19 protein-coding genes are annotated in these 22,692 nt (G+C 37.9%); 9 read left to right on the top strand and 10 right to left on the bottom strand.

Annotated elements, in window-relative coordinates:
• Positions 1-151: 151 nt before the first annotated feature.
• The 3 genes from fbaA to AC1RJ8_RS22955 all read left to right on the top strand — a co-directional run bounded on the left by fbaA (position 152) and on the right by AC1RJ8_RS22955 (position 2,275).
• Complete coding sequence (gene fbaA / locus AC1RJ8_RS22965; protein WP_029276269.1) at positions 152-1,231, top strand: class II fructose-bisphosphate aldolase; 1,080 nt, start codon at positions 152-154, stop codon at positions 1,229-1,231.
• Between the two features lie 140 nt (positions 1,232-1,371).
• Positions 1,372-1,878, top strand: coding sequence for a low affinity iron permease family protein (locus AC1RJ8_RS22960; protein ID WP_492955811.1), 507 nt, complete (start codon positions 1,372-1,374; stop codon positions 1,876-1,878).
• Positions 1,853-2,275 carry a GNAT family N-acetyltransferase gene (locus tag AC1RJ8_RS22955; RefSeq protein WP_057933453.1) on the top strand — a complete coding sequence of 141 codons (423 nt, stop codon included), beginning with the start codon at positions 1,853-1,855 and terminating at the stop codon, positions 2,273-2,275. The genes AC1RJ8_RS22960 and AC1RJ8_RS22955 overlap by 26 nt, the downstream gene beginning before the upstream one ends.
• 184 nt (positions 2,276-2,459) lie before the next feature.
• On the opposite strand, the gene AC1RJ8_RS22950 is transcribed toward AC1RJ8_RS22955, so the two are convergent.
• The 6 genes from AC1RJ8_RS22950 to AC1RJ8_RS22925 all read right to left on the bottom strand — a co-directional run bounded on the left by AC1RJ8_RS22950 (position 2,460) and on the right by AC1RJ8_RS22925 (position 10,508).
• Positions 2,460-3,320 (bottom strand): hydroxymethylglutaryl-CoA lyase, encoded by an 861-nt coding sequence (locus tag AC1RJ8_RS22950; protein ID WP_492955812.1) that lies wholly within the window; start codon positions 3,318-3,320, stop codon positions 2,460-2,462.
• A 133-nt stretch (positions 3,321-3,453) separates the two neighbouring features.
• Positions 3,454-4,788, bottom strand: coding sequence for an NAD(P)/FAD-dependent oxidoreductase (locus tag AC1RJ8_RS22945; RefSeq protein WP_492955813.1), 1,335 nt, complete (start codon positions 4,786-4,788; stop codon positions 3,454-3,456).
• Positions 4,789-5,153: 365 nt separating this feature from the next.
• Positions 5,154-8,138, bottom strand: coding sequence for a protein translocase subunit SecDF (gene secDF, locus AC1RJ8_RS22940; protein ID WP_492955814.1), 2,985 nt, complete (start codon positions 8,136-8,138; stop codon positions 5,154-5,156).
• A gap of 492 nt (positions 8,139-8,630) precedes the next feature.
• The gene (locus AC1RJ8_RS22935; RefSeq protein WP_492955815.1) at positions 8,631-9,134 is read right to left on the bottom strand and encodes a dihydrofolate reductase; all 504 of its coding nucleotides are present in this window, start codon (positions 9,132-9,134) and stop codon (positions 8,631-8,633) included.
• A gap of 92 nt (positions 9,135-9,226) precedes the next feature.
• A complete protein-coding gene (locus AC1RJ8_RS22930; protein ID WP_492955816.1) occupies positions 9,227-9,586 on the bottom strand; it encodes a four helix bundle protein in 360 nt (119 codons plus the stop codon).
• Positions 9,587-9,713: 127 nt separating this feature from the next.
• Complete coding sequence (locus AC1RJ8_RS22925) at positions 9,714-10,508, bottom strand: thymidylate synthase (RefSeq protein WP_167295091.1); 795 nt, start codon at positions 10,506-10,508, stop codon at positions 9,714-9,716.
• A 241-nt stretch (positions 10,509-10,749) separates the two neighbouring features.
• Here AC1RJ8_RS22925 and ispE point away from each other — a divergent pair, with 241 nt between their 5' ends.
• The 3 genes from ispE (at position 10,750) to AC1RJ8_RS22910 (ending at position 13,388) form a co-directional block, all read left to right on the top strand.
• Positions 10,750-11,553, top strand: coding sequence for a 4-(cytidine 5'-diphospho)-2-C-methyl-D-erythritol kinase (gene ispE, locus AC1RJ8_RS22920; RefSeq protein ID WP_492955817.1), 804 nt, complete (start codon positions 10,750-10,752; stop codon positions 11,551-11,553).
• Between the two features lie 72 nt (positions 11,554-11,625).
• Positions 11,626-12,042 (top strand): OsmC family protein, encoded by a 417-nt coding sequence (locus tag AC1RJ8_RS22915; RefSeq protein WP_492955818.1) that lies wholly within the window; start codon positions 11,626-11,628, stop codon positions 12,040-12,042.
• Positions 12,043-12,221: 179 nt separating this feature from the next.
• A complete protein-coding gene (locus AC1RJ8_RS22910; protein ID WP_492955819.1) occupies positions 12,222-13,388 on the top strand; it encodes a trans-sulfuration enzyme family protein in 1,167 nt (388 codons plus the stop codon).
• A 153-nt stretch (positions 13,389-13,541) separates the two neighbouring features.
• On the opposite strand, the gene AC1RJ8_RS22905 is transcribed toward AC1RJ8_RS22910, so the two are convergent.
• Positions 13,542-14,798, bottom strand: a complete 1,257-nt coding sequence (locus AC1RJ8_RS22905; protein ID WP_492955820.1) for a hypothetical protein — start codon at positions 14,796-14,798, stop codon at positions 13,542-13,544.
• 157 nt (positions 14,799-14,955) lie between these two features.
• Here AC1RJ8_RS22905 and AC1RJ8_RS22900 point away from each other — a divergent pair, with 157 nt between their 5' ends.
• The 3 genes from AC1RJ8_RS22900 (at position 14,956) to AC1RJ8_RS22890 (ending at position 16,937) form a co-directional block, all read left to right on the top strand.
• Positions 14,956-15,639, top strand: coding sequence for a DNA alkylation repair protein (locus AC1RJ8_RS22900; protein WP_492955821.1), 684 nt, complete (start codon positions 14,956-14,958; stop codon positions 15,637-15,639).
• Between the two features lie 132 nt (positions 15,640-15,771).
• Positions 15,772-16,494 carry a pirin family protein gene (locus tag AC1RJ8_RS22895; protein WP_492955822.1) on the top strand — a complete coding sequence of 241 codons (723 nt, stop codon included), beginning with the start codon at positions 15,772-15,774 and terminating at the stop codon, positions 16,492-16,494.
• 146 nt (positions 16,495-16,640) lie between these two features.
• Positions 16,641-16,937 (top strand): hypothetical protein, encoded by a 297-nt coding sequence (locus AC1RJ8_RS22890; RefSeq protein ID WP_492955823.1) that lies wholly within the window; start codon positions 16,641-16,643, stop codon positions 16,935-16,937.
• 152 nt (positions 16,938-17,089) lie between these two features.
• Here the strand turns inward: AC1RJ8_RS22890 and AC1RJ8_RS22885 are convergent, their stop codons facing one another.
• From AC1RJ8_RS22885 to AC1RJ8_RS22875, 3 genes are all read right to left on the bottom strand, one after another.
• Complete coding sequence (locus tag AC1RJ8_RS22885) at positions 17,090-17,482, bottom strand: GxxExxY protein (protein ID WP_426324896.1); 393 nt, start codon at positions 17,480-17,482, stop codon at positions 17,090-17,092.
• 265 nt (positions 17,483-17,747) lie between these two features.
• Positions 17,748-18,029: a hypothetical protein gene (locus AC1RJ8_RS22880; protein ID WP_492955824.1), complete on the bottom strand. Its 282-nt coding sequence runs from the start codon at positions 18,027-18,029 to the stop codon at positions 17,748-17,750.
• Positions 18,030-18,033: 4 nt separating this feature from the next.
• Entirely contained in the window at positions 18,034-20,838 is a 2,805-nt protein-coding gene (locus tag AC1RJ8_RS22875; RefSeq protein ID WP_492955825.1) for a TolB family protein, read from the bottom strand.
• Positions 20,839-22,692: the final 1,854 nt, after the last annotated feature.

The raw sequence follows: 22,692 nt of genomic DNA, 5'->3' as shown, positions 1-22,692 counted from the left end.
TAAAGTTAAGTGTGTCTTTTTTACACTAAGGATAATGTGATTTTTACACTAAATAGGCCTTATTTTGCTGTTAGGCAAATAATTCTGTTGTTAGAAAAGCTTGGAATGTTATTTTTTTTTATAACTTCGGACTTAATAAAATTAACAAGAAATGAGTTTAAAAGGCTACAAAGGCGTAATTTACGGAGATGCCGTTCAAGAATTGTTTGAGCAGGCTAAAAAACATCAGTTTGCTTTACCAGCAGTTAACGTAACCGGTACAAATACGGTTAATGCGGTATTGGAAACTGCTAAGGCAGTAAATTCGCCTGTTATGATTCAATTATCTAATGGAGGTGCGCAGTTTTATGCAGGCAAATCTTTAGATAATGAGAAATTGCAAGCATGTATTTTAGGTGCTGTATCGGCAGCTAAACATGTACATTTATTGGCAGAGCATTATGGTGTTGCTGTGGTTTTACATACCGACCACGCCGCTAAAAAATTATTGCCTTGGATTGATGGACTTTTAGACCACGGTGAAAAATTCTTCGCTGAAACTGGAAAACCCTTGTTTTCATCTCATATGTTGGATTTATCGGAAGAGTCGATTGAAGAAAACATGGAAATTTCTGCTAAATACTTAGCGCGCATGGCTAAAATGAACATGACTATTGAAATCGAACTTGGTGTTACAGGTGGTGAAGAAGATGGTGTTGATAACAGCGATGTAGACAGCTCTAAATTATATACTCAACCTAGCGAAGTGGCTTATGCTTACGAAGAATTAAGCAAAGTTTCTCCTCGCTTTACTGTTGCTGCCGCTTTTGGTAACGTGCACGGTGTTTATAAACCGGGTAACGTAAAATTGCAACCGGTAATTTTGAAAAATTCTCAGGATTTTATCAAAGAAAAATTCAGCTTAACTGCAGAGAAACCAATCAACTTCGTATTTCACGGTGGTTCTGGTTCTACACAGGAAGAAATCAGAGAAGCAATTTCTTATGGTGCAATTAAAATGAATATCGATACTGATATGCAATGGGCATTTTGGGAAGGTATTTTAGAATATTACAAAAAGAATGAAGCTTATCTTCAAGGTCAGATTGGTAATCCTGATGGCGATGATAAACCAAATAAAAAATATTACGATCCACGCGTTTGGTTACGTAAAGGTGAAGAAACTTTTGTGAAACGTTTAACTACTGCTTTCGAAGATCTAAACTGTATCAACGTTAACGATAAGTTATAAGTTCGATTGGTTTTGAAGATTGGATTTACATTCAATCATTCAAAAATCAATCACTCGATAATTAGGCAAAAGCGCCATGAGGTTAAAAACTTATGGCGCTTTTGTTTGTTTTATGGTTATATTTAAGCAAACAAATTGTAATGGCAAAATCTAAAAACGATACCAAAAGAAATAATTTTTTCGAGAAATTTGCCAATGCGGCAACCAAATTTACAGGCAGCTCTGTTGCATTTATAGCGGCAACGGCAATCGTAGTGATTTGGGCAGTAACAGGGCCACTTTTCAATTATTCTGAAACCTGGCAATTGGTAATAAACACGGGCACAACGATTATCACCTTTTTGATGGTTTTTTTGATCCAGAAAGCACAGAATAAAGATGGCAAGGCCATTCAGTTAAAATTGAATGAATTGATTGCTGCGCAACAGGGTGCAAGCAACCGGATGGTAGATATTGAAGATTTGAGCGAAAAAGAACTGGATCAGTTACATAAATTTTACGTTACGATTGCCACACTTGCCAAAAAAGAGGCCGATATTCATTGTTCGCATTCAATTGATGTTGCTGAGGCATTAAATGAATCGAAATTAAAATTGAATAAACACTTTAAACACCACGATAATGAGTCTGCACGTTCAAAAAGTTAACCATCCCGAAGATTTAGATAAAGTATTTGCGATCCGTAAGATTGTATTTGTAGACGAACAGAATTGTCCACCGGAATTGGAGTGGGAACATGAAGATGAATCTACACATTTTCTGGCAACAAATAACGGACAACCTTGCGGTGCCTGCAGATGGCGTAAAACGGATAATGGTTATAAGCTGGAACGTTTCGCGGTTTTAAAAGATTTTAGAGGACAGGGGGTAGGTCGTGCACTAATTGCCGAGGCTTTATCTGACCTGCCAGAGGATGCACATTATATTTACCTGAACTCGCAGTTAGATGCCATGAGTTTGTACGCTAAATTTGGTTTTGTAGCAGAGGGAGAGCAATTTGAAGAGGCTGGCATACAGCACTTTAAAATGGTGAAGAAGGTTTAAAGATGGTTAGCCATGGGGAATGCAAAACTCACAACTCAACTCCATATTTCGTCATTGCGAGGCACGAAACTAGACATATCGTCATTTCGACTGAAGCGCAGCGAAATGGAGAAATCTTTAGATACAGATTTCTCGACTGCGTTTCACTCCGCTCGAAATGACGGCCTAGGCGCCAAATAGAAATTTACCCAAATATCTTCCCTGATAAAACCGTGACCTCATTCCATTTATCCATATCAAGGTTGAGATTTTCTCCCTTAGCAGTCAAATAGCCAATTACATCTTCGGTAGCAATGTTGCCTGTGAGGTCATCTGCAGCCATGGGGCAGCCTCCAAAACCTTTTAATGCCGAATCTATACGTTTTACCCCTGAACGATAAGCAGCTTCTATCTTTTCGAAACGCTCAGCAGGAGTGGAGTGTAAATGAATACCAATTTCAATAGTGTTAAACCTCGAAATCAGTTTAGGTAATATACTTTCTATCTTTTCTGCTGTGGAAACACCTACAGTATCGGCCAGCGACAAAATCTCTACACCTTTACTCACCAGTACATCAGCCCATTTTTCTACGATTTCATAATTCCATTCATCGCCATAAGGATTGCCAAAACCCATTGATAGGTAAACAACCGCTTTTTTATTGTTTTTAGCACAAAGAGAGAGCATTTCTTCTACCGTATTTAATGATTGTGCTATGCTCGAATTGGTATTGCGCTGCTGGAAGGTTTCTGAGATCGAAAAAGGGAAACCAAGGTAATCGACGGCCTGATGCTTTACAGCGCTTTCTACCCCCCTTAAATTGGCTACAATGGCCAAGAGTTTGGTTGCGGTGTTGCTTAGATCAAGCTGTGCTAAAACTTCGGCGGTATCGGCCATTTGTGGAATGGCTTTAGGCGATACAAAACTTCCAAAATCGAGCGTATCGAAACCTACCTGAAGCAAAAGATTCAAATATTCGGCCTTAAGTCCGGTTGGAACAAAATCGTGTAGTCCTTGCATGGCATCGCGTGGACATTCTACTAATTTGAAGTTGTTTTGGCTCATGTTTTTGGTTTAACCGCAAAATGCGTAAAGTTTTTCGCAAAGAAAAGAAGAAACAGGAAACAAATTTTTATCATCAAAGTTACCTTAAAGACTAAAGACTAAAGACTAAAGACTAAAGACTAAAGACTAAAGACTAAGAAACCTTAACTTCTCCTTTTATGGCTGGTACTTCGTCTCTATAATCTACACTTCGATCTTTTGCAAAGGTTCTGATGATTAAACGGGTTCCTCTATCATAACTGAAATAACTCCAAACCCAGTTTACGAAAACAATAATCTTGTTTCTGAAGCCTACCAATGTCATTAAATGCACAAACATCCAGGTAAACCATGCGAAAACCCCTTGAAAACGGATTTTGCCAATATCTACAACGGCTTTGTTTCTCCCTACTGTAGCCATAGAGCCTTTATCAAAGTATTTAAATTTCTCCAAAGGTTTATTTTCTTTGATGTTGATCAGGTTTTTGGCCAGGTGGTGTCCTTGTTGGATGGCAGCAGGAGCAACTCCAGGATGGCCATTTGGTGTTTCTTCATCAATAATAGCGGCAACATCGCCAATGGCATATACATTTTGATAACCCACCACTAAATTCTGCGTGTCAGTTTTCAATCTGCCGCCTCTTACCACTTCGGCTTTATCTAAACCAGCTAAAACTTGCCCCTTAACACCTGCACTCCAAATTACCGTAGCGCTTAAAATCGGTGCTTTATCCTGTAAGGTAAGCGTATGGCCATCATAACCCAATACCCTGGTTTCGTTCATGATCGTAACGCCCATATCGGTAAGGAAATCTTTGGCTTTTTGCTGTGCCTGTGGCGACATCACCCCTAATAATTCTGGCGAATTTTCGATCAGGTAAATATTTACCTTGCTAAAATCCATTTCGGGATAATCGTTCGGAATAACATGTTTTTTAAGCTCTGCAATAGCCCCAGAGGTCTCAACCCCTGTAGGACCGCCGCCAACTACCACAAAGTTTAATAAGGCACTCTTTTTATCTACATCTTTTTCAATCAGCGATTTTTCGAAATTTTGTAAAATCAAACTTCTTAAATCCAGCGCCTCTGGGATGGATTTCATTGGCATGGAGTTGGCTTCAATCTCTTTATTGCCAAAAAAGTTACTGGTAGAGCCAGTGGCGATCACCAGATAATCGTAATTAACTCTGCCGATATCGGTTTGTAAACAGTTTTCTGCTGCGTTAACTTCGGTAACTTTTGTTACGCGAAAAATAAGGTTCTTTTGTCCTTTAAAAATCTTGCGTAGTGGGAAAGCGATCGAATCGGCTTCTAAACCTCCTGTAGCTACCTGATAAAGTAAGGGCTGGAAAGTATGATAGTTATGTTTATCGAGCATAACCACCTGAAAGGGTTTGTTTTTTAAACGTTTAGCTAACTCAATTCCTCCAAATCCACCGCCAACTATAACTACTCTAGGGTATTCGCTTTTAGGAAGTTGTAAATCCATTTTCGTATCGGTTTATCTATTGCTAATGTAACAAAAAGATGGCCAAAAGGTTTAGGAAATGAGGTTTTGGCAGTTATTCTTGCTTAATAATAAAGATATAACGCTGGTATGACGAAGCAGAGTTTTTTAGGTTTTGCTGCTATTTTAAGTTAATTAAACCTGATGGTAGTGGGCATTCCGATTCTTCATCGGGATAAAACGAACAGCAGGGCTTTCGGAACCGAAGAGCTACAGGTACTGCTTTTCAAAAATCAAAAAATATAGCAAACAACTTTGTGTTCTTTGTGCCTTCGTGGTAAAAAAAAGGCACAAAAAAAAGCGCCCCGATACATCGGAGCGCTTATATATTTTAAGAAATTAATCTCTTACTTTTTCTTCTCGGCTGAGCTACCCAAATCGATTACGATAGGAGTAGAGATACATAATGATGAATATGTACCGATGATACGACCGATTAACAAGGCGAAGATAAATCCGCGGATGCTATCGCCACCGAAAATAAAGATTACCAATAACACGAAGAATACGGTTAATGAGGTTAAGATAGTACGACTTAATGTACTGTTCAACGCGAAGTTGATTAAGTTGTTACGCTCTTCACCATGTAAATCTTCTTTACCAGATTCTTTTAATTTCTCACGGATACGGTCGAATACAACAACTGTCTCTGTCATGGTGTAACCCATTACCGTTAAAATTGCTGCAATGAAATCCTGACCGATTTCTAATGAGAACGGCATAATACCATCTAAAATAGTATAGAAAGATAATACCATTAACACATCATGGAACAATGCTATTACCGCACCTAAACCATACTGCCATTTTTTGAACCGTACTACGATATAGATAAACATGAATAAACATGAGATCAATACTGCGTAGAAAGCACCGTTTACGATATCACTTGCAATGATAGGCGTAACTTTTTGCGAGCTTACAATTTCATATTTAGAACCTGCTAAACCTTTGTTTAAAGCATCTTCTACAACTTTATCAGTTTTAATGTCCTGATCTTCGATGTGGAAAGTAGTGGTAATTTTTACCTGGCTATCTTCACCTGCAGTTTTAACTTCAGGCGTTTCGTTACCGAAAACCGGGTTTAACTTAGTTTTTAAATCTTCAGTGTTAACTGCTTTATCGAAGTGAACTAAATAAGTTCTACCTCCTTTAAAATCTACACCTAAGTTTAATCCGCCATTTTTGAAATACATACCAATACCAGCAATAATAATGATGGTAGAGATTACGTAGTAAATTTTACGACGGCCAACGAAGTTGAAACTGATGTTTTTAAATGCGTTACGGGTGATGCTGTTATCGAAACTTACATCGATTTTGCGGTTTAATAACGATTCGAAAACTACTCTCGAAATGGCTACAGCTGCAAATAATGAAGAAAGGATACCGATACATAATGTAGTTGCGAAACCTTGAACCGGACCGCTACCGAAAACGTACAGGATAGCACCTAAAATAAATAAGGTAACGTTCGAGTCGATAATTGAAGGCATTGCATGTTTAAAACCTTCTTTAATTGCAGTAGCCGTATTTTTGCCATGGGCAAGCTCTTCACGTACACGCTCAAAAATAAGGATGTTTGCATCTACCGATAAACCAATGGTTAATACGATACCAGCAATACCAGGTAAGGTTAATACTGCACCAAGTGATACCAGGATACCAATGATGAAGAACAAGTTGATTAACAATGCAAAGTTAGCAACCCAACCTGCACGGTGATAATACAACGCCATGAAGATTAAGATTACGATAAAGGCAATTACGAATGAAATTAAACCATCGTGAATCGCTTGTGCACCTAAAGTTGGACCAACTACATAGCTACCTGCAATACGTGCAGGAGCAGGTAATTTACCAGCTTTTAAGATGTTAGATAAATCTTTAGTATCGGCTTGGGTAAAGTTACCGGTAATTGATGAAACACCACCAGCAATTTCATTCTGTACGGTAGGAGCAGAATAAACCTGGTTATCTAATACAATGGCAATAGATTTTTTGTTGTTTGGATCAGCAGCGGCTTCAGCAGTAATTTTTTTCCATTTAGCAGAACCTTCGCTGGTCATGTACATGGTTACTTCCGGTTTACCTTTTTGATCAAAATCTGCACGCGAATCGCTGATTGCCTCACCACCTAAATCTGGTTTGCCATCAGCACTAACCACTTTAATTGCATATAATTCGAAAATTTTCGAACCTTCTCTAGGTTTAACACTCCACATAAATTTCATCGTAGATGGAATAGATGCAGCAACTTCAGGAAGTTTTAAATAAGCATTAACCTTTGCAGTATCTTTTTGTAACGACATTCCAACAACTGCACCAGGCATTAATTGTTGTTGTCCGTTTTCGCCCTGGTAAATAGGAAGGTTAAGAACAGCATATAATGGGTTAGATTTAATCAATTCAGCTTTAACTGCACTCGAATCTTTTTTACCTAAACCAGCAAGTTTGCCACCTTTAGCTGTAGTGTCTTTAGCAGCAGCTTTTTCTAAACCAGCTAATTTGCCGCCAGCAGCCGGAGCAGCCGTTGTATCTTTAGTTGCAGGTGCATCAGCTTTTAATGTTGCCGCTAAAATTTTATTAATGTTTTCTAACAATGGTGCAACTTCTTGTACCTGGTATACTTGCCAGAACTGCAATTCGGCAGAACCCTGTAAAAGTTTAGCAATACGCTCTTTATCTTGTACACCTGGCATTTCGATTAAGATCCGGTTGCTGCCTTCTTGTTTTTGCATGTTCGGACTAACAACACCGAAACCATCAATACGTGAACGTAGAACTGTAAATGAACGATCGATCGCACTAGTAGCTTCTTTTTCCAAGAAAGATTCAACATCGCTATTGCTTGCGTTAGGTTTTAACTGAGATGCGTTATCCTGGTTAGAAAAATAATCTGCAAGTTTTACTCCAGGGCTTAATTTTTCGAATTCATCAACAAAAATTTTGATGTAATCTTTACCACCGGCATTTAACTGGATCTGTGCGTTCTGAACTGCTTTGTTAAAGTTAGCATCAGTAGGGTTGCCCGCTAATGATTTTACCAACTCTGCTAACGATATCTCCATCGTTACGTTCATTCCGCCTTTTAAGTCTAAACCCAAATTAATCTCTTTCGCTTTTACCTCTTGATAAGTAAATCCAACTACTGGATAAACTTTCACGGTACTCATCGAATCTAAGTAAGCCTTTTCTTTGGCCAAATCACCCTTCGCAGCGTTTTTTGCGTCTTTTTCCACCTTGGATGCTACCAAAGTAAAAGAAAGTGCGTACGCACAAACGATAGCCAATACTATCGCTATAAACTTAATAAAACCTTTTCCTTGCATTGTTTGTTTAAAATAATTTGTCTTTCGCTGTTTTTTAACAAGTCGGCAAATCTAATTAAATTTTTAAATTATAGAACCCCTTAATTGATAATTTATTAACATTAATTTTTATCGGGCAAGAATCTCATTTTTTGTCTGCTAATCGTTTTACTAAATACTTGCATTTTGATACGATCATGATTGGGAAAGCAGGTGCAGCACTTTTGGCTCTGGTTCGGTCCCGCTAATGTTTCTGCCCCGATAGAAAAATCGGGGGCATCCACGTATATCGGGTTTAGCGGGCAAGGGAAGAAGCGCTATTAAACTAGCAATAATAGTCTCCTCAGTTCAATTCCCTAAAATGACCGTCATGCTGAATTTATTTTATTAGCAGTTTTTATAGTATTAAAGGTCTAATAGCTACTTTGTGGTCAGCATCTTTCTTGCAAGATAGACCCTGATCCCCGAAACTTCGGGACAGGGTGACGACCCAAGAAGAAGGTATCTTCGTTGCTAAATCCTTTCTAAAACCTCAAAAGTATAATCGTATTTATTCTTTTCGTCGGCTTTATGGGCTTCGCTGCTTATTAATTTCCATTCGTTCCGGTCAATTTCAGGGAAAAAAGTATCTGCATCAAAATCGTGGTGGATGGTGGTTAAATAAAGTGTTTTTGTTTTTGGTAAGGCTTGTCTGTAAATTTCAGCCCCACCTACAATAAATACGGGCTTATCTTCCGTTTGGGTAATGGCTAAAGCTTTATCCAAACTGTTTACTACTTCAACGCCTTCAATTTTTAAATCCGGATCTCTGGTAATTACAATATTCCTGCGGTTTGGTAATGGTCTGCCTACAGAATCAAATGTTTTGCGGCCCATTACTACGGTATGCCCCGATGTAGTTTGTTTAAAAAACTTTAAATCGGCCGGCATGTGCCATAAAAGCTGGTTGTTTTTGCCTATTGCAAAATTTTCGCCTACAGCTACTGCAATGGAAAGTCTTTTAGGTTCATTGGTCATTGGTCATTTGTTTATTAGTGCCTGCATGGTGCATTAAGCAAAGTTTTTTAGGCGTGATTTCGACATGGATCGAAGACTGGGTTAAGATTTGTTTAAATTTTACCTATATATTTAATATAAGCATTAAGCTTTAAATGAATAGTTTGTAGTTCTGAATAAAGGTTTGTATAACAATCTTCAGATATTAAATTTCTATTTTTTGATTTCCGAAGAAATGATTTTACTTCTAAAATTGAACCCCGGCTGTAATAACAAAAGTTTTTGTTCTCTTTATAATGGTATCGGCCATATCCTTCAGCAATATTAGCGCTAATCGAATCTGCCGCTCTGCATATTTGTTTTCCGATGGTGTCTTTGGCGAAATAATCCCATTCCATAACGATACCCCAGATTCTATCAGAAATTATCTCTGATAGGTTATAGACTTCTAAATCCTCTAATTTATAATTCATGATTTCTCTTGATTAAGTAAATTAAAGGGATGATTTTCTAAAAAATAGGGGTATTCAATTCTGCATCCAAACAAATGACCAATGGCTAATGAACGAACAACTAATTAACCAATGACGAATGAACCAATTACACCGCCACTATCCCTTTAATATGCGGATGCGCTTCGTAATTCTCCAAAGTAAAGTCCTCAAATTTGAAATCGAAGATGCTCTTCACCTCAGGATTTATTTTCATGGTTGGCAATGCTTTAGGCTCACGGCTTAATTGCAGGTTGGCCTGTTCGATATGGTTGTTGTATAAGTGGGCATCACCAAGGGTGTGAATGAAATCTCCGGCTTCTAAGCCGCATACCTGCGCCACCATCATGGTTAGTAAAGCATAAGATGCAATATTAAAAGGTACGCCCAAAAAAATATCGGCACTGCGCTGATATAACTGGCAGCTTAACTTCCCATCAGCTACATAGAATTGAAAAAAGGCATGACAAGGGGGTAAAGCCATATTTTCGATTTCAGCAACGTTCCATGCAGAAACAATAATTCTCCGCGAATCGGGATTGTTCTTTATCGTATTGATGATATTGGTAATCTGATCGATATGCTGCCCATCGGGTGTTGGCCAGCTTCTCCATTGCGAACCATAAACCGGTCCCAAGTTGCCGTTTTCGTCAGCCCATTCGTCCCAAATGCGAACGCCATTATCTTTTAAGTATTTAATATTGGTATCGCCGGTTAAAAACCAGATTAACTCATGTATAATAGATTTTAAGTGCAGTTTCTTTGTCGTCACCATCGGAAAACCTTCCTGAAGGTTAAAGCGCATCTGGTAACCAAAAACGCTTATGGTTCCGGTCCCGGTACGGTCGTGCTTTTGAGCGCCATGATCGAGCACATGCTGCATTAAATCTAAATATTGTTTCATACTCTTCTGATAATTTACAAATATCTAAAATTTATCAGGTGTTGTAAATCATTTTAATGTTTAATTGTTAACATCGGTTGTATGTAGTCAGGGTGTGTAATTTTCGCGAGTAGTCCCGGCGTGAAGCCGGGACCTATGGAAAATTTGTATGTTTGTGCCGGGAGTTATGACTTTAATGGCCATTAACTATTGACTATTAAACCATGGACTCAAGACTATTGACTACAGACTCACGACTAAAATGTTATCTTTTCCAAACGCAAAAATAAATCTTGGTTTAAATATCACCGAAAAACGTGCTGATGGTTACCATAACCTCGAAACGGTTTTTTATCCGATCAATATTAAGGATTCGGTCGAAATTACCGATGCGGAAGAAACTTCGTGCAAAATCCACGGTATTGATATTCCTGGCGATGCGAACGATAACCTGTGTGTTAAAGCCTATCAATTGGTAAAAAATGATTATGATATTCCGGCGCAGCAGATCAATTTACTGAAAAATATCCCTGTGGGTGCAGGTTTGGGTGGAGGATCGGCAGATTGTGCTTTTCTGATCAAATTATTAAACGATAAATTCAGTTTGGGGATGTCTGTCGATAAGATGGAAGGTTACGCCCGTAAGCTGGGGGCAGACTGTGCTTTTTTTATCGAGAACAAACCTGTTTATGCTTTTAATAAAGGTGATGAATTTGAAAAGTGTGAAATAGATTTGTCAGCCTGGTTTAAAGTTTTGGTAAAACCGCCAGTACACGTGAGTACGGCCGATGCTTATGCACAGGTAAAACCGCAAAAACCTTTGCAATCGTTAAAAGAAATCATACATTTGTGCCCAACAACATGGAAAAATAAGGTTATCAACGATTTCGAGCTATCGGTATTCGCAAAGTATCCCCAAATTCGTCAAATAAAAACCAGTTTATATGATGCAGGCGCAACATTCGCTTTAATGAGTGGCAGCGGTTCGTCGGTTTTTGCAATTTTCGACCATCCGGTTAAATTGCCCGAACTGGAAGAAAATAACTTAGTATTTTATAATATTTAAATTAAGGTAGAGGGTTAGAAGGTAGAGGCTTAAGGTCTTGTTTCCTGATACTCAATACTCTATACGATTAATATGAACATAAATCTAATCCGCAAGAGCGGTAAATTTAATTTTGAAGCAGAAAATGAGAGCGGTTTTACCGTTGAGTTGGATGCAAAAGCTGCCATTGGTGGCGAAGGAAAGGGTTTCAGGCCGATGGAGATGTTACTGGTTGGATTGGGTGGCTGCAGCGGTATTGATATGGTAAATGTATTAACCAAGCAGAAGGAGCCACTTGATGATATTAAAATCGCTATAAATGCCACAAGAAAAGAGGAAGAAATGCCACCGATTTTTGATGTAATCGATATTCATTTCGATTTATTTGGCGATTTAAGCGTTCAAAAAGTAGAACGGGCATTAGCCATGACTTTCGATAAATATTGTTCTGTATCGAATATTTTAGGCCGCTCTGCAACTATTAATTTTACTTACAAAATAAACAAATAGGAAGGTAGGAATGATAAAGTAGATAAGTATAAAGTATAAAGTAGCAAGTATGGAGAAGCAAATCTTAAAATTTATGATGACGATTTTATTCTCACACTACATCTTGATACTTGATACTAAAATCTTTATACTCAAATCTTGATACCTATCCCTTGATACTCAAATCTTGATACTTAAAAATGAAATCCGAAAATTTTGAAACCATAGCTATACGCACTCAAACCGAACGCAGTTTGCACAAAGAGCATTCGTCGCCAATTTACCTTACTTCGAGTTATAAGTTTGAAGATGCGGAAGAAATGCGTGCTTTGTTTGCCAACGAAAAGGAAGGGAATGTATATAGCCGTTATTCAAATCCAAATACCTCAGAGTTTATAGAGAAAATGTGCCTTTTAGAGGGGGCTGAAGATGGTTTCGCCACTGCAACAGGTATGGCTGCGATTTTTACCACATTTGGTGCGTTTTTAAAAAGTGGCGACCACCTGGTTTCAAGCAGATCGGTTTTTGGTTCTACACATCAATTATTAACCAATGTTTTTTCTAACTGGGGCATCACTTTCGATTATGCCGATCTGGATAAACCACAGGATTGGGAAGCTTTGATTAAACCCAACACCAAAATGATTTTTGTAGAAACGCCATCTAATCCAGGTATCGACATTATCGATCTTGAATTTTTGGGCGATCTGGCTAAAAAACACAATGTATTACTGGTTATTGATAATTGTTTTGCTACACCATATCTGCAACAGCCGATTAAGTATGGTGCACACATTTCGATCCACTCAGCTACCAAATATATTGATGGGCAAGGAAGAGTGTTGGGTGGCGTTATTTTAGGTACCAAAGATTTAATCGCAGATGTAATTGGTTTTGCCCGTCACAGTGGGCCGGCATTATCGCCATTTAACGCGTGGATTTTATCTAAAAGTTTAGAAACGCTGGCCATCCGTATGGACCGCCATTGCGAAAATGCTTTAAAAGTTGCCGAATATTTAGAAAAACACCCGAAAATTAAACTGGTTAAATATCCGTTTTTACCATCACACCCGCAGTTCGATATTGCCAAAAAGCAAATGAAACAGGGTGGTGGTATTGTAACCATTGTGATTGAAGGCGGTATAGATGCTGCACGTAAGTTTATGAACAGTTTGCAAATGTTCTCTATTTCAGCAAATTTGGCTGATACCCGCTCAATTGCAACACACCCTGCTACCAGTACACACAGCAAACTTACCGAAGAACAACGTAACGAAGTTGGTATTGAGCAAGGTTCCATCCGTTTATCAATCGGTTTAGAGCATATCAACGATATTTTAGCTGATATTGAACAGGCACTGGCTTAAGGCATGATATCGTCATTTCGACCCTAGTGGAGAAATCTTTGTACTATGATAAAAGATTTCTCCATTTCGCTACGCTTCAGCCGAAATGACGAATTTTCTCAACGAGATAGATTTAAAAATATGATATAGCCTCTTTTTATTTGATTAAAGCTGCTATTCGTATTTTGAAAAATCTACCGCAAATATACAACGGTTAACCTGACTGCCATTTTGAGCTCCGGCGTTCGGTTCAAATTCAGTTAAGCTCCATAAATAGCCGTATTGCGCTTCAAGATATAACGATTCAGCGCCGTATGGCCATCTATATCGAACAGTATTGGTATCACCATCCGTATACCTTGCTAAGCGGGCGGTTGATCCGTACGATTCGCTAGGCGACCCAGTGCAAGAAAGCCAGGTTCTGTTCCCTTTTCTAAAAACACCCTGTATGCCATGTGCATGATCTGAAGTAAATAGGCTGTTTTTTGGAATCACAGTTTGTATACCCGAATTCTGCAATTCTCCCGATGTGTTTATCGGGAACCCGAATATTTTAGGTACAATTGATGCATCTGCACTGCCGGCGTAATATTGCCCTGTCCATAATTGGTTGTTCTCATAATTTACCTGTACTGTTGAAAAAGGACTTGCCTCGTTAATTTTATAATAACCTATTTGTGGAAGGATGTACCTGTAATTAAAAGCATAAAGATTACCGCTGGCATCTTTTCCGCACTTATTATCAGTGCCGGTTCCTGTAGTCACTTCAATAATTTTGTCTAAATCGAATACCCTTAATCCTAAACTTGTACTGCTTAAATAAACTTTACCATTAAAATAAGCTACTCCACCGGCATGCACATTTAAAGGGGCGTAAGCGCCATATTGCGTATAATCCACTGTGCCGGTTGGAAGGGTAGGCTGTACCAATAATATATGCCGGTAAGTTAAATAAGTGCTCGAACTTGGGCTTATATCAATCAGGGTTATTCTCGATCCTTTGCTCTCTGCAGCATCTTTGGCATACCAGCTTACCAATAAATAGCGTACTCCATTTCTGGAGAAACCGGCAATTCCCTGTGGGCGCCAAATTGATGTGGTTTCATCATCTTCATTCCATCTTATACCTCTAACTCTATTCTCTTCAGGAACATTAAAGCCGTATACCTCAGTGTAAGCACTGCCACCAATGGCCTGGCGGTTTTTGTCAATTTGTGTTGGGTTTAAAAATGAAAAACCCGCGCTGATGTAGCTTGATGTATTCGTGTAGGCATTTACACTTACAGCAGCACTGGTTTCTGCGGCAGTGGCCAACATGGTGTTTTTCTTTTGGTTTGTTGTGTAGAGGTTCTCATCAGGCAATTTGTTCTTTTTGCAGGAAAATGCGAATAGGCAAGATGCTAATAGCATCCAAATGATGTTTTTTTGCATGGGTTTTAAAAGGTTGATTGTATGGTTAAATTTAAACAAGTTTAAAAGATCGGTGTAAATTTAAAACCGAAACGGTGTTAAGGATTGGTTATGTTATAGTAGTCCAAATTGTTTTGTCCAGACTTCGGAAGTCTTTCAAAAAAACTAAATTCGTATTATGATGAATGATCTAGATTTTGTCCTTGCCGAATTAAAATCCATCAGTGAGCCTGAGTATTTAGTGAAAATGGCTCATTTTGGGATCGATATTTCTAAGGCTTTTGGTATTCGTGTGCCCAATATCCGCAAGCTGGCCAAACAGATTGGTAAAAACCAGGAACTGTCTTTACTGCTTTGGGAGACTGGATTTCATGAAGCCCGGCTTTTAGCAACCTTTATAGGTGATTATAAAGAAGTGGGAGAAGCGCAAATAAATGCCTGGACGAATGATTTTAGTTCCTGGGATATATGTGACCAGGCTTGCGGAAATCTTTTCGTTAAAACGCCTTATTTTAAGTCGAAAGCTTTTGAGTTTGCCAAAGCTGAAGCCGAATTTGTGAAACGTACCGGCTTTGTGCTGATGGCCGAGGCAGCTGTACACCTTAAAAAAGAAGCCAACGAAACTTTTTTAAGTTTTCTTCCAATTATCGAAAGGGAGGCTTACGATAACCGGAATTTTGTTAAAAAGGCCGCAAACTGGGCATTAAGGCAGATTGGCAAACGAAATGTTTTCCTGCATGAGCATGCCATCCAAACCGCAAACAATATCCTTGCTCAAAACAACAAAAAAGCAAACTGGGTAGCTTTAGATGCCTTGAGGGAGCTAAATAGCGATGCCGTACTGACAAAGCACGAGCTTTAGTACATCAGGTTTTAAACCGCTTACCGCCAAACGCCCCACGCTAAACGCGTCGCGCTAAACTTTCTTATCTTACATCAATGTCTAACAAAATTCGCTACGGTAAATTTGTATCATAAACAAGAAAGGAAATTTATGTCACAGTTTATTTTGCACAAAGAAAACACCAGAGGTCATGCTAATCATGGTTGGTTAGATGCACACCATTCATTCAGTTTTGCTAATTACTACAATCCAGAAAGGATGCACTTCGGCGTTTTAAGGGTTTTAAATGACGACAGTATTGATGGTGGAATGGGCTTTGGCTCGCACCCACACGATAATATGGAAATTATTACCATTCCATTAGCTGGTGCAATTGCGCACAAAGATAGTATGGGTAATTCGGCCGTAATTAAAAACGGAGAAATTCAGGTAATGAGTGCCGGAACAGGTGTTAGCCACAGCGAGTTTAACGCAAATACAGATGAAAAGTTAAATTTATTGCAGATCTGGTTGTTTCCGAACCAGAAAAATGTTACACCACGTTACGATCAGCAAACTTTAGATGTTGCAGCAAGGCACAATAACTTCCAGCAGATTTTATCGCCAAACGCTGATGATGCCGGCGTATGGATCCATCAGGATGCCTGGTTTTCATTAGGTAAGTTTGATGAAGGTTTTGAAACAGCATACAAAATCAAGAAAGCTGGAAACGGTGTTTATGCTTTCGTAATCAGTGGCGAAGTAACCATAAACGGACAAGTGTTGAGCAAAAGAGATGGATTAGGCGTTTGGGATACTGATAGCATTAGTTTTAAAGCCAATACTGCAGATGCAGAGGTTTTATTGATGGACGTTCCAATGGAACTGAATTAATTAGAAGAATCGTCATTTCGACCGTGGTGGAGAAATCTTGGAGTAGAGACCAAATATTTCTCCATTTCGCTACCGATGCAAGATCGGTGCTCCAGTCGAAATGACGATTTTATTTAAGTACAACGATATTTCTTAAACTTAAAATTATGCAAACTACTATACTTTATATAGGCCGGGATTCAGAAATTACCGCAGTAATGAACCGACTGTTAAATGCCAGGCCCGAATGGAAGGGTTTGTGTGTTTGTAAAAATGAAGAAGCCATTTCCATTTGTAAGGAACAACACATTGACTTGGTTTTACTTGGAAATGGAATCGATCAGGAATCAGAATCTGAGCTGAAAAATAAGCTTCTCGCCTTAAGGCCAGACCTGAAAATTATCCAGCATTATGGAGGAGGTAGCGGGTTGTTATATGGTGAGATCATGACCGCGATAAGCTAGGATTTTTAAGATGATAGGATTTCAAGATCATGGCTCATAAATTCACTTCTTATCAGCATCTAAATCTTACCATCCCTAAATCACATTAGTCCTGACATATATATTCTTCATGCATTATTTAGATACTTAAGTCTTGCCATTCTCAGATCATACTAGTCATGTCTCTTGTTATCCGGATGCTTCGTATTATAAACTCTTTTAAAAGTTAAGCTCCTACTTCCAAAATTGATTAACAATCCTACAGGCAGTTTATATGCTTCAAGGTAATTAATCGCTTGCGCTAGATGTGCGTCATTTAATTCTGATACAGCTTTCAATTCTAACATAATTGTATTTTCAACAAAAAAATCTACCCTTCTATATCCAATTTTTATATCACGATAAAAAATATTCATTGTCATTTCTTCCTTGTAGGATAATTTCTCTATCCTCATTTCGATACCCAAGGCTTTTTGATAAATCTTTTCTTGAAAACCTGAACCTAGAAAAGAGTGGACTTTCATTGCACACCCAATAATTCGGCCTGTTAAATCGCCATATTTCATATTAATAAATTAAAATTTACTGTAAGAAATAGGGATTCTCTTGTGAACTAAGATAAACTATATAATCCTAAAGTGCAATAATACTTAAACACTATGATCCTGAAATCCTGAAGCGCAATGATTCTGAAATTAATAATATTGGAAACATCATGATCTGGAATCTTGAAGCACGATGATCCTGAAATCTTATAATGCTGAAACATCATGATCCGAAATTTTGAAGCGCGAAGATCTTGAAATCTTATAATCCTATTTAATCCTGGCCCTAGCTAATATAATCTCTATCCTCGTCGCTCAATTCTTTTTTGTTCGAAACCGGTTGATTCCTTTCAATCTCATCATCATAACTGCTCACTGTTTTTCTGGGACGGCCCACCACAAAGCCGATAATAAAACCGATGATGATGCAAACGCCAATAACTATCAATTTTGATACCTGAACGTCATTTGCAACGATAAAGTTAAATGGCACCTCGTCACTATTTAAAAATAAGAAGGCCGTTAATAATGCGGTTAAAATAATGATGGAGATTGTTTTTGCGCTCATGGTTTTAAAAGCTATAATTAAATGAAAACTCTAATATCGGATTTTGATTGTAAATCTGATTAACAAAAACCAATCTTGCTCCTAAATCTACAACAGGCTGATAGCGCAAAAGGTTTACACTCGTGTTTAATTCTACACCATAAGTTTTCGGATCGTTAAAGGTTGTGCCCTTTCCAATGTTCTCGTAATGGCAAAACAAACCCGCCCTAAAATTTCTGATGTAAGCTAAAGGGCCCAGCTCCCAATCCGGAAAAGCAAAGGGAAAACGGTAGTTGAAAAGCAGACTGTTTTGTAATGCATTTTTCGCTAAAATATTGTTGTACCCATAAACAGTTGCAATCTCGGTTGCATACTGATTTACCCCACTTGCTTTTTGGTAATTGAAGCTCGCTAAAAAAGAATGGTTTTTGGCAAAGCCAGGAAAGTAAAGGAAACTTTCGAGTGCTAAGATTTCTCCTTTTAAATTTTTGTCAAATGGTTGGTGATTGTAAGTTGCCCTAAACACTTGTGCCCACTTGGGGGCAATATCTCTTTCGGTAGTGCGCACACTGTGGTTGAAAGTAAAGTTGTATTCCATCGGAAATTTAAGCTCCCGTATAAAACCGGTTGGCATATTTTCTGGCATGTACCTTTGAGTAAAACTGGTTGCTGCATTTAAAGTGAAAGCATAGTTCTCATTGCGCATATTAAACGATAGCGGGACAGATGCATTAAGCTTGATATAATTCTCTCTCCAGTCGCCTTGTTGTACCGCGTTTTTAGTTCTGTAGAACGTTCTTTTCGGACGGTTGCGATACAATACACTAAATACAGGATAAAGTGCCTTATAGCTAATATCTGCGGTGTACTCAAAACGTTTTAAATCGCGGTGGTATTTTGCACCTGTATAAAAGTCCATGGTGTTGAGCAGATTGTTCGATTGCAGCTCCAGACCGAAAACATATTCGTTGTCGATTACGGGGATAATGCTGTGGAAACTGAAAAGATTTAAAGCCTGATGATAGCGCTTAGTTTGGTAGGTGCTGTCGGGAACCTTATCGAAAACATTCCCCACGTTTTCCTGTTTTTCTGCAGCTGCGGAGAAATCGATAAAGTTGTTTTCGCCAACTGGTTTTTCGGTTAATGCAGACTCGGCTATTTCGTAACCGTTGATTTTATAATTGTTAAAAATGATTTTTCCATCAGCGGTTTCGCTAGGGTTAAAGGCCCCATATTTCGAAGCGCTGAGTGTATTTATTTTTTTCGAATCAGGATCGATACTATAGATATTATCGATTCCATTAAAGTGTGCATTGAAAACAATTTTGTCGTTAATGAAAACCGGTCGGCTTAACTGCTGCCTGCTGTTTGAAATCAGCTGCGATTTTTTTTCTCCATCAATCAACCATAAACTTTTTCCTTTCTCGCTTACACCAATATAGACAACCTTATTTCCTGATTGATCGAAGGAAGGTGTTTGCAGGATTTCGTTTTCAAGGTTAGGGTAGGTCTTTAAAATTTTTCCTGAGCCGGCGTCTAACTCAACCAGGTTAAACTGATTGTTAAGCTCCACTTTTGAAACGATGATTTTCTTTCCATCATTAGAAAGGCTGGGCGAGAAGAGCCTGCTTTTGCTGCTTAATTTTTTGAATTTTTTAGTCTTTAAATTGTACGAACAGATTACGCTATAACTCCGTTGTTTGTAGCGCGGATCGTAGCGTATTTCATCCCAGACCAAAAGGTTGTTTTTTAAGCTGAACCAAGGCTGTTCCTGGTAACCAATTCCGAATAATTTTTGCTCCGATTTATCCTCGTTAATAATTGCAAAATATCGTGCATCCGTCTTGCTTTCTTTGAGGGCTAAAACCTGGGTTTTATTTAGCCGGACAGGAAGGAAATAATCCGTGGCTAAATCTGGTTTTTTATTTAAACTTTCATAGCTTTCTGTAATGGATTTTTCTTGCTGTATTTTCCATCTTTCAGTAAGCTTATCTTGGGTGGATAGAAAGTACGATCTGGAATTTTGCTTTGTGAATTTTTTTAAGCTCTGCGAAAAGGGGTACAGCCTTACCGGCCTTTTTCTAATGTCGCTAAGTAGGCTGTCGGAAATGAACTGCCCATATTTTTCTTTCATATCCGATACCATCAAATATCCGGTTTGGTAATAGCCGGGAGTAACGTCTTTGTTCGAACCGAAATAGGCTTTACTGTAAGAGATTTTTTTGCCCTCCAAAATTGAAGCCCGGTATGGCATGATCCAGTTGGGCTGTCTGCCTCTGCCCGAATTAGTCAAAGCAGTTTCGTTAACCACTGCATCACCTTCGAAAAACCAGGTAGGGATGCCCGCACCGAAATAAGCGAAGTATACCAGTTCAGGAAAGGGATGTGCTTGCGTTCCTGTCAATTTGTCAAACTGGGCAATGTGCCTAAGTTCATGAACGGCGAGGTTGTTTAGCCAATCCTGGCTGTCGAAAAACTGAGGCGGGGTGGCATAGAATTCAGACTTCTTTGGCGCGAGCTGTACAAAGCCATTTGCTACAGTTCCGCGGTTCTGGAGTAGGAGTGGAATAGTGGTTTTTTGCTGCCTTAAACCCAGTCCTATTTTAGGGTAGATAAAGGGTAAGGTATTGGCCATTCTTTGGGCTTCCTTCTCCAGTTCTTGCGGATAGATGATTTTAAAGCCACCTGAATAAATATAGTTCCATTTTACACTAAGTGGGTTTTGCGCAGTACTGAAAATCTGCCCAAAAACCGATAGTGATGTGAAACTTAAAGTGATTGCACTTAAATACTTGATAATTAGTCTTTTGTCTGATAGGTTTAAGTTCATCTAAATTATTTGCTAAAATATTTAGTTTTTTAAAATTTGCAAGTGTTGATTTTTGTGAATATTTAATTTATATAAAATTATTTAAGTTATTGATTTTTAAATATTAATGAATTTTATATAAATTCTTAATTTGTTGATTTTGCCTTTGTTTTTAATGAATTTTATTGTTGATTAAGGCTTCTCCCAACATTTTTAATCGCATTAACTTTATTGATTTAATTTACACTTATTAATCGATTTTCTTCGAAAATTTTATTGCCTTTTTTAATTTTTGTATAGTTTTTTAGAATTGGATCAGGCTCAGGAATAGCTTAAAATGCAGCTGGATTTTGTAATGCTCATCGATGCTTTTTGGCTTTTAATACTGGAAGAATGGCTAGCGTTTTGGTCAGGATTATCTGCTTTAAAATTTACGTTAAGCGTGCGAAAACCTGCTTATAAATTACGTTCTGTCTGTAATGTTTTGAAGCAAAATGTATGTCGTAAACTGCCTGTTAAAAAACCACCTAAATATTTCAGATTAGATTGTTATGACAAAATGTCTTTGTTTTTTAGCAATTGCTTGAGGAGTACTTTGGTGATATTTCTTCTTGCTCTTCGTATTAGTTGCTCAGTTCTAATGGATATGATGCCGTTGAAATGCTGGTAATGTCGCCATTAATTGTGGGGTTAATACAACTTTAAGTCTAATTTTTAACCTCGATTTCTTGTTTTAAATTTAATCTCAGCGCTCGGAATTGTATATTTTTTTGAGGTTTTGAACCCCGAAATCTGTAATAATTTGGCCTTATAATGCCATTTCCCGGCGATATTCGTGAATAACGGTGTTTTCGAAATACTTTAGAGTAATTTTTGTTTTTGCTTAAAAAAGTGTGTTTTTTGGTGTTTAAATGAGGTTTTTTGCATTTTTAGGCTTTCCCCAATTGAAATTCAAAATTGATGGCTTTTCTCCTTTGCATGGTGAAAAGTATGCTGAAAATTAGGTTTACAGCTGTAATTTTTGCCGATATTTTTATGTTGATTAACTGTAAAATGCCTTATCTTTTTGTAATCCTTTGCCAAGTTTTTATCGTGATTGAAAAAATTCTGGACTGAAGGCTAGGATAGCTTAGATAAGATATCTTGGTTAACTTGCGGTTTGGTAACTCATTATTGTATGAAATCTGAATAAAAAATACCTTGCGTCTGGTATCGATTTTGAACATAAATTTTAGTCGTTTTCTTGGTTGTTTTGGTCCCATTTTATGGTGCTTTAAATCAACTTTTTATTGCAGTTTTTGAATGCCTTTAATTAGTCAGTTTTTGAGTGTTTTTTTTTAAAATTGTTGGTTCTGTTTTTGCTTTTTTATAGACTTATTTTTTGCTGAAATAGCTTGGTAATAACCCAAGGAAAAGCTTACAGTCAGACTGCTATTTTGGCTTTGAAGTGGCTAGCGTTTTTATCAATTTTTTATTCAGGATGTTCGTTTTATTAATGCCAATTATGACCTCGAATTAAACATTTTGGTTGGCTATTGCTTCAATACATTCTAAAGAGAAATTCTTTGTTTCTAAAGTCTAAGAATCGACCCTTAAACTTGTATTGTAGTATCGGATTTGAAGCTGGTTATATAAGCTTTGTTCGTTTTTTCCTGATCTTATTACTGCGTTATGTATCTTCTTCTTTTGGCTGAAATACGTAAGGGATGGTGATGGAATCCCGCCTGATGATTCGTGAATTTTAACTTAAAAATATTAATTCGCTCAATAAACTTTGCATGGTGATTCATCTCGATTTAGGTATGCTTTTGCATGGGCTTTTTCTGTTTCCGAAGTAATTCACATGGTTGTGAACCATGTTTATTTTTGATCTTT

The sequence above is a fragment of the Pedobacter sp. GW822-FHT03F06 genome (assembly GCF_058801365.1).
This window is presented reverse-complemented; position numbering and strand designations above follow the sequence as displayed.

Excerpts from the sequence above, each read along its gene's own strand:
- AC1RJ8_RS22895 (WP_492955822.1), top strand. The coding sequence starts at position 15,772 with ATGTCACAGTTTATTTTGCACAAAGAAAACACCAGAGGTCATGCTAAT.
- AC1RJ8_RS22900 (WP_492955821.1), top strand. The coding sequence starts at position 14,956 with ATGATGAATGATCTAGATTTTGTCCTTGCCGAATTAAAATCCATCAGT.
- AC1RJ8_RS22910 (WP_492955819.1), top strand. The coding sequence starts at position 12,222 with ATGAAATCCGAAAATTTTGAAACCATAGCTATACGCACTCAAACCGAA.
- AC1RJ8_RS22925 (WP_167295091.1), bottom strand. The coding sequence starts at position 10,508 with ATGAAACAATATTTAGATTTAATGCAGCATGTGCTCGATCATGGCGCT.
- fbaA (WP_029276269.1), top strand. The coding sequence starts at position 152 with ATGAGTTTAAAAGGCTACAAAGGCGTAATTTACGGAGATGCCGTTCAA.
- AC1RJ8_RS22945 (WP_492955813.1), bottom strand. The coding sequence starts at position 4,788 with ATGGATTTACAACTTCCTAAAAGCGAATACCCTAGAGTAGTTATAGTT.
- AC1RJ8_RS22930 (WP_492955816.1), bottom strand. The coding sequence starts at position 9,586 with ATGAATTATAAATTAGAGGATTTAGAAGTCTATAACCTATCAGAGATA.
- ispE (WP_492955817.1), top strand. The coding sequence starts at position 10,750 with ATGTTATCTTTTCCAAACGCAAAAATAAATCTTGGTTTAAATATCACC.
- AC1RJ8_RS22905 (WP_492955820.1), bottom strand. The coding sequence starts at position 14,798 with ATGCAAAAAAACATCATTTGGATGCTATTAGCATCTTGCCTATTCGCA.
- AC1RJ8_RS22935 (WP_492955815.1), bottom strand. The coding sequence starts at position 9,134 with ATGACCAATGAACCTAAAAGACTTTCCATTGCAGTAGCTGTAGGCGAA.
- AC1RJ8_RS22875 (WP_492955825.1), bottom strand. The coding sequence starts at position 20,838 with ATGAACTTAAACCTATCAGACAAAAGACTAATTATCAAGTATTTAAGT.
- AC1RJ8_RS22885 (WP_426324896.1), bottom strand. The coding sequence starts at position 17,482 with ATGAAATATGGCGATTTAACAGGCCGAATTATTGGGTGTGCAATGAAA.
- AC1RJ8_RS22880 (WP_492955824.1), bottom strand. The coding sequence starts at position 18,029 with ATGAGCGCAAAAACAATCTCCATCATTATTTTAACCGCATTATTAACG.
- secDF (WP_492955814.1), bottom strand. The coding sequence starts at position 8,138 with ATGCAAGGAAAAGGTTTTATTAAGTTTATAGCGATAGTATTGGCTATC.
- AC1RJ8_RS22890 (WP_492955823.1), top strand. The coding sequence starts at position 16,641 with ATGCAAACTACTATACTTTATATAGGCCGGGATTCAGAAATTACCGCA.
- AC1RJ8_RS22960 (WP_492955811.1), top strand. The coding sequence starts at position 1,372 with ATGGCAAAATCTAAAAACGATACCAAAAGAAATAATTTTTTCGAGAAA.
- AC1RJ8_RS22950 (WP_492955812.1), bottom strand. The coding sequence starts at position 3,320 with ATGAGCCAAAACAACTTCAAATTAGTAGAATGTCCACGCGATGCCATG.
- AC1RJ8_RS22955 (WP_057933453.1), top strand. The coding sequence starts at position 1,853 with ATGAGTCTGCACGTTCAAAAAGTTAACCATCCCGAAGATTTAGATAAA.
- AC1RJ8_RS22915 (WP_492955818.1), top strand. The coding sequence starts at position 11,626 with ATGAACATAAATCTAATCCGCAAGAGCGGTAAATTTAATTTTGAAGCA.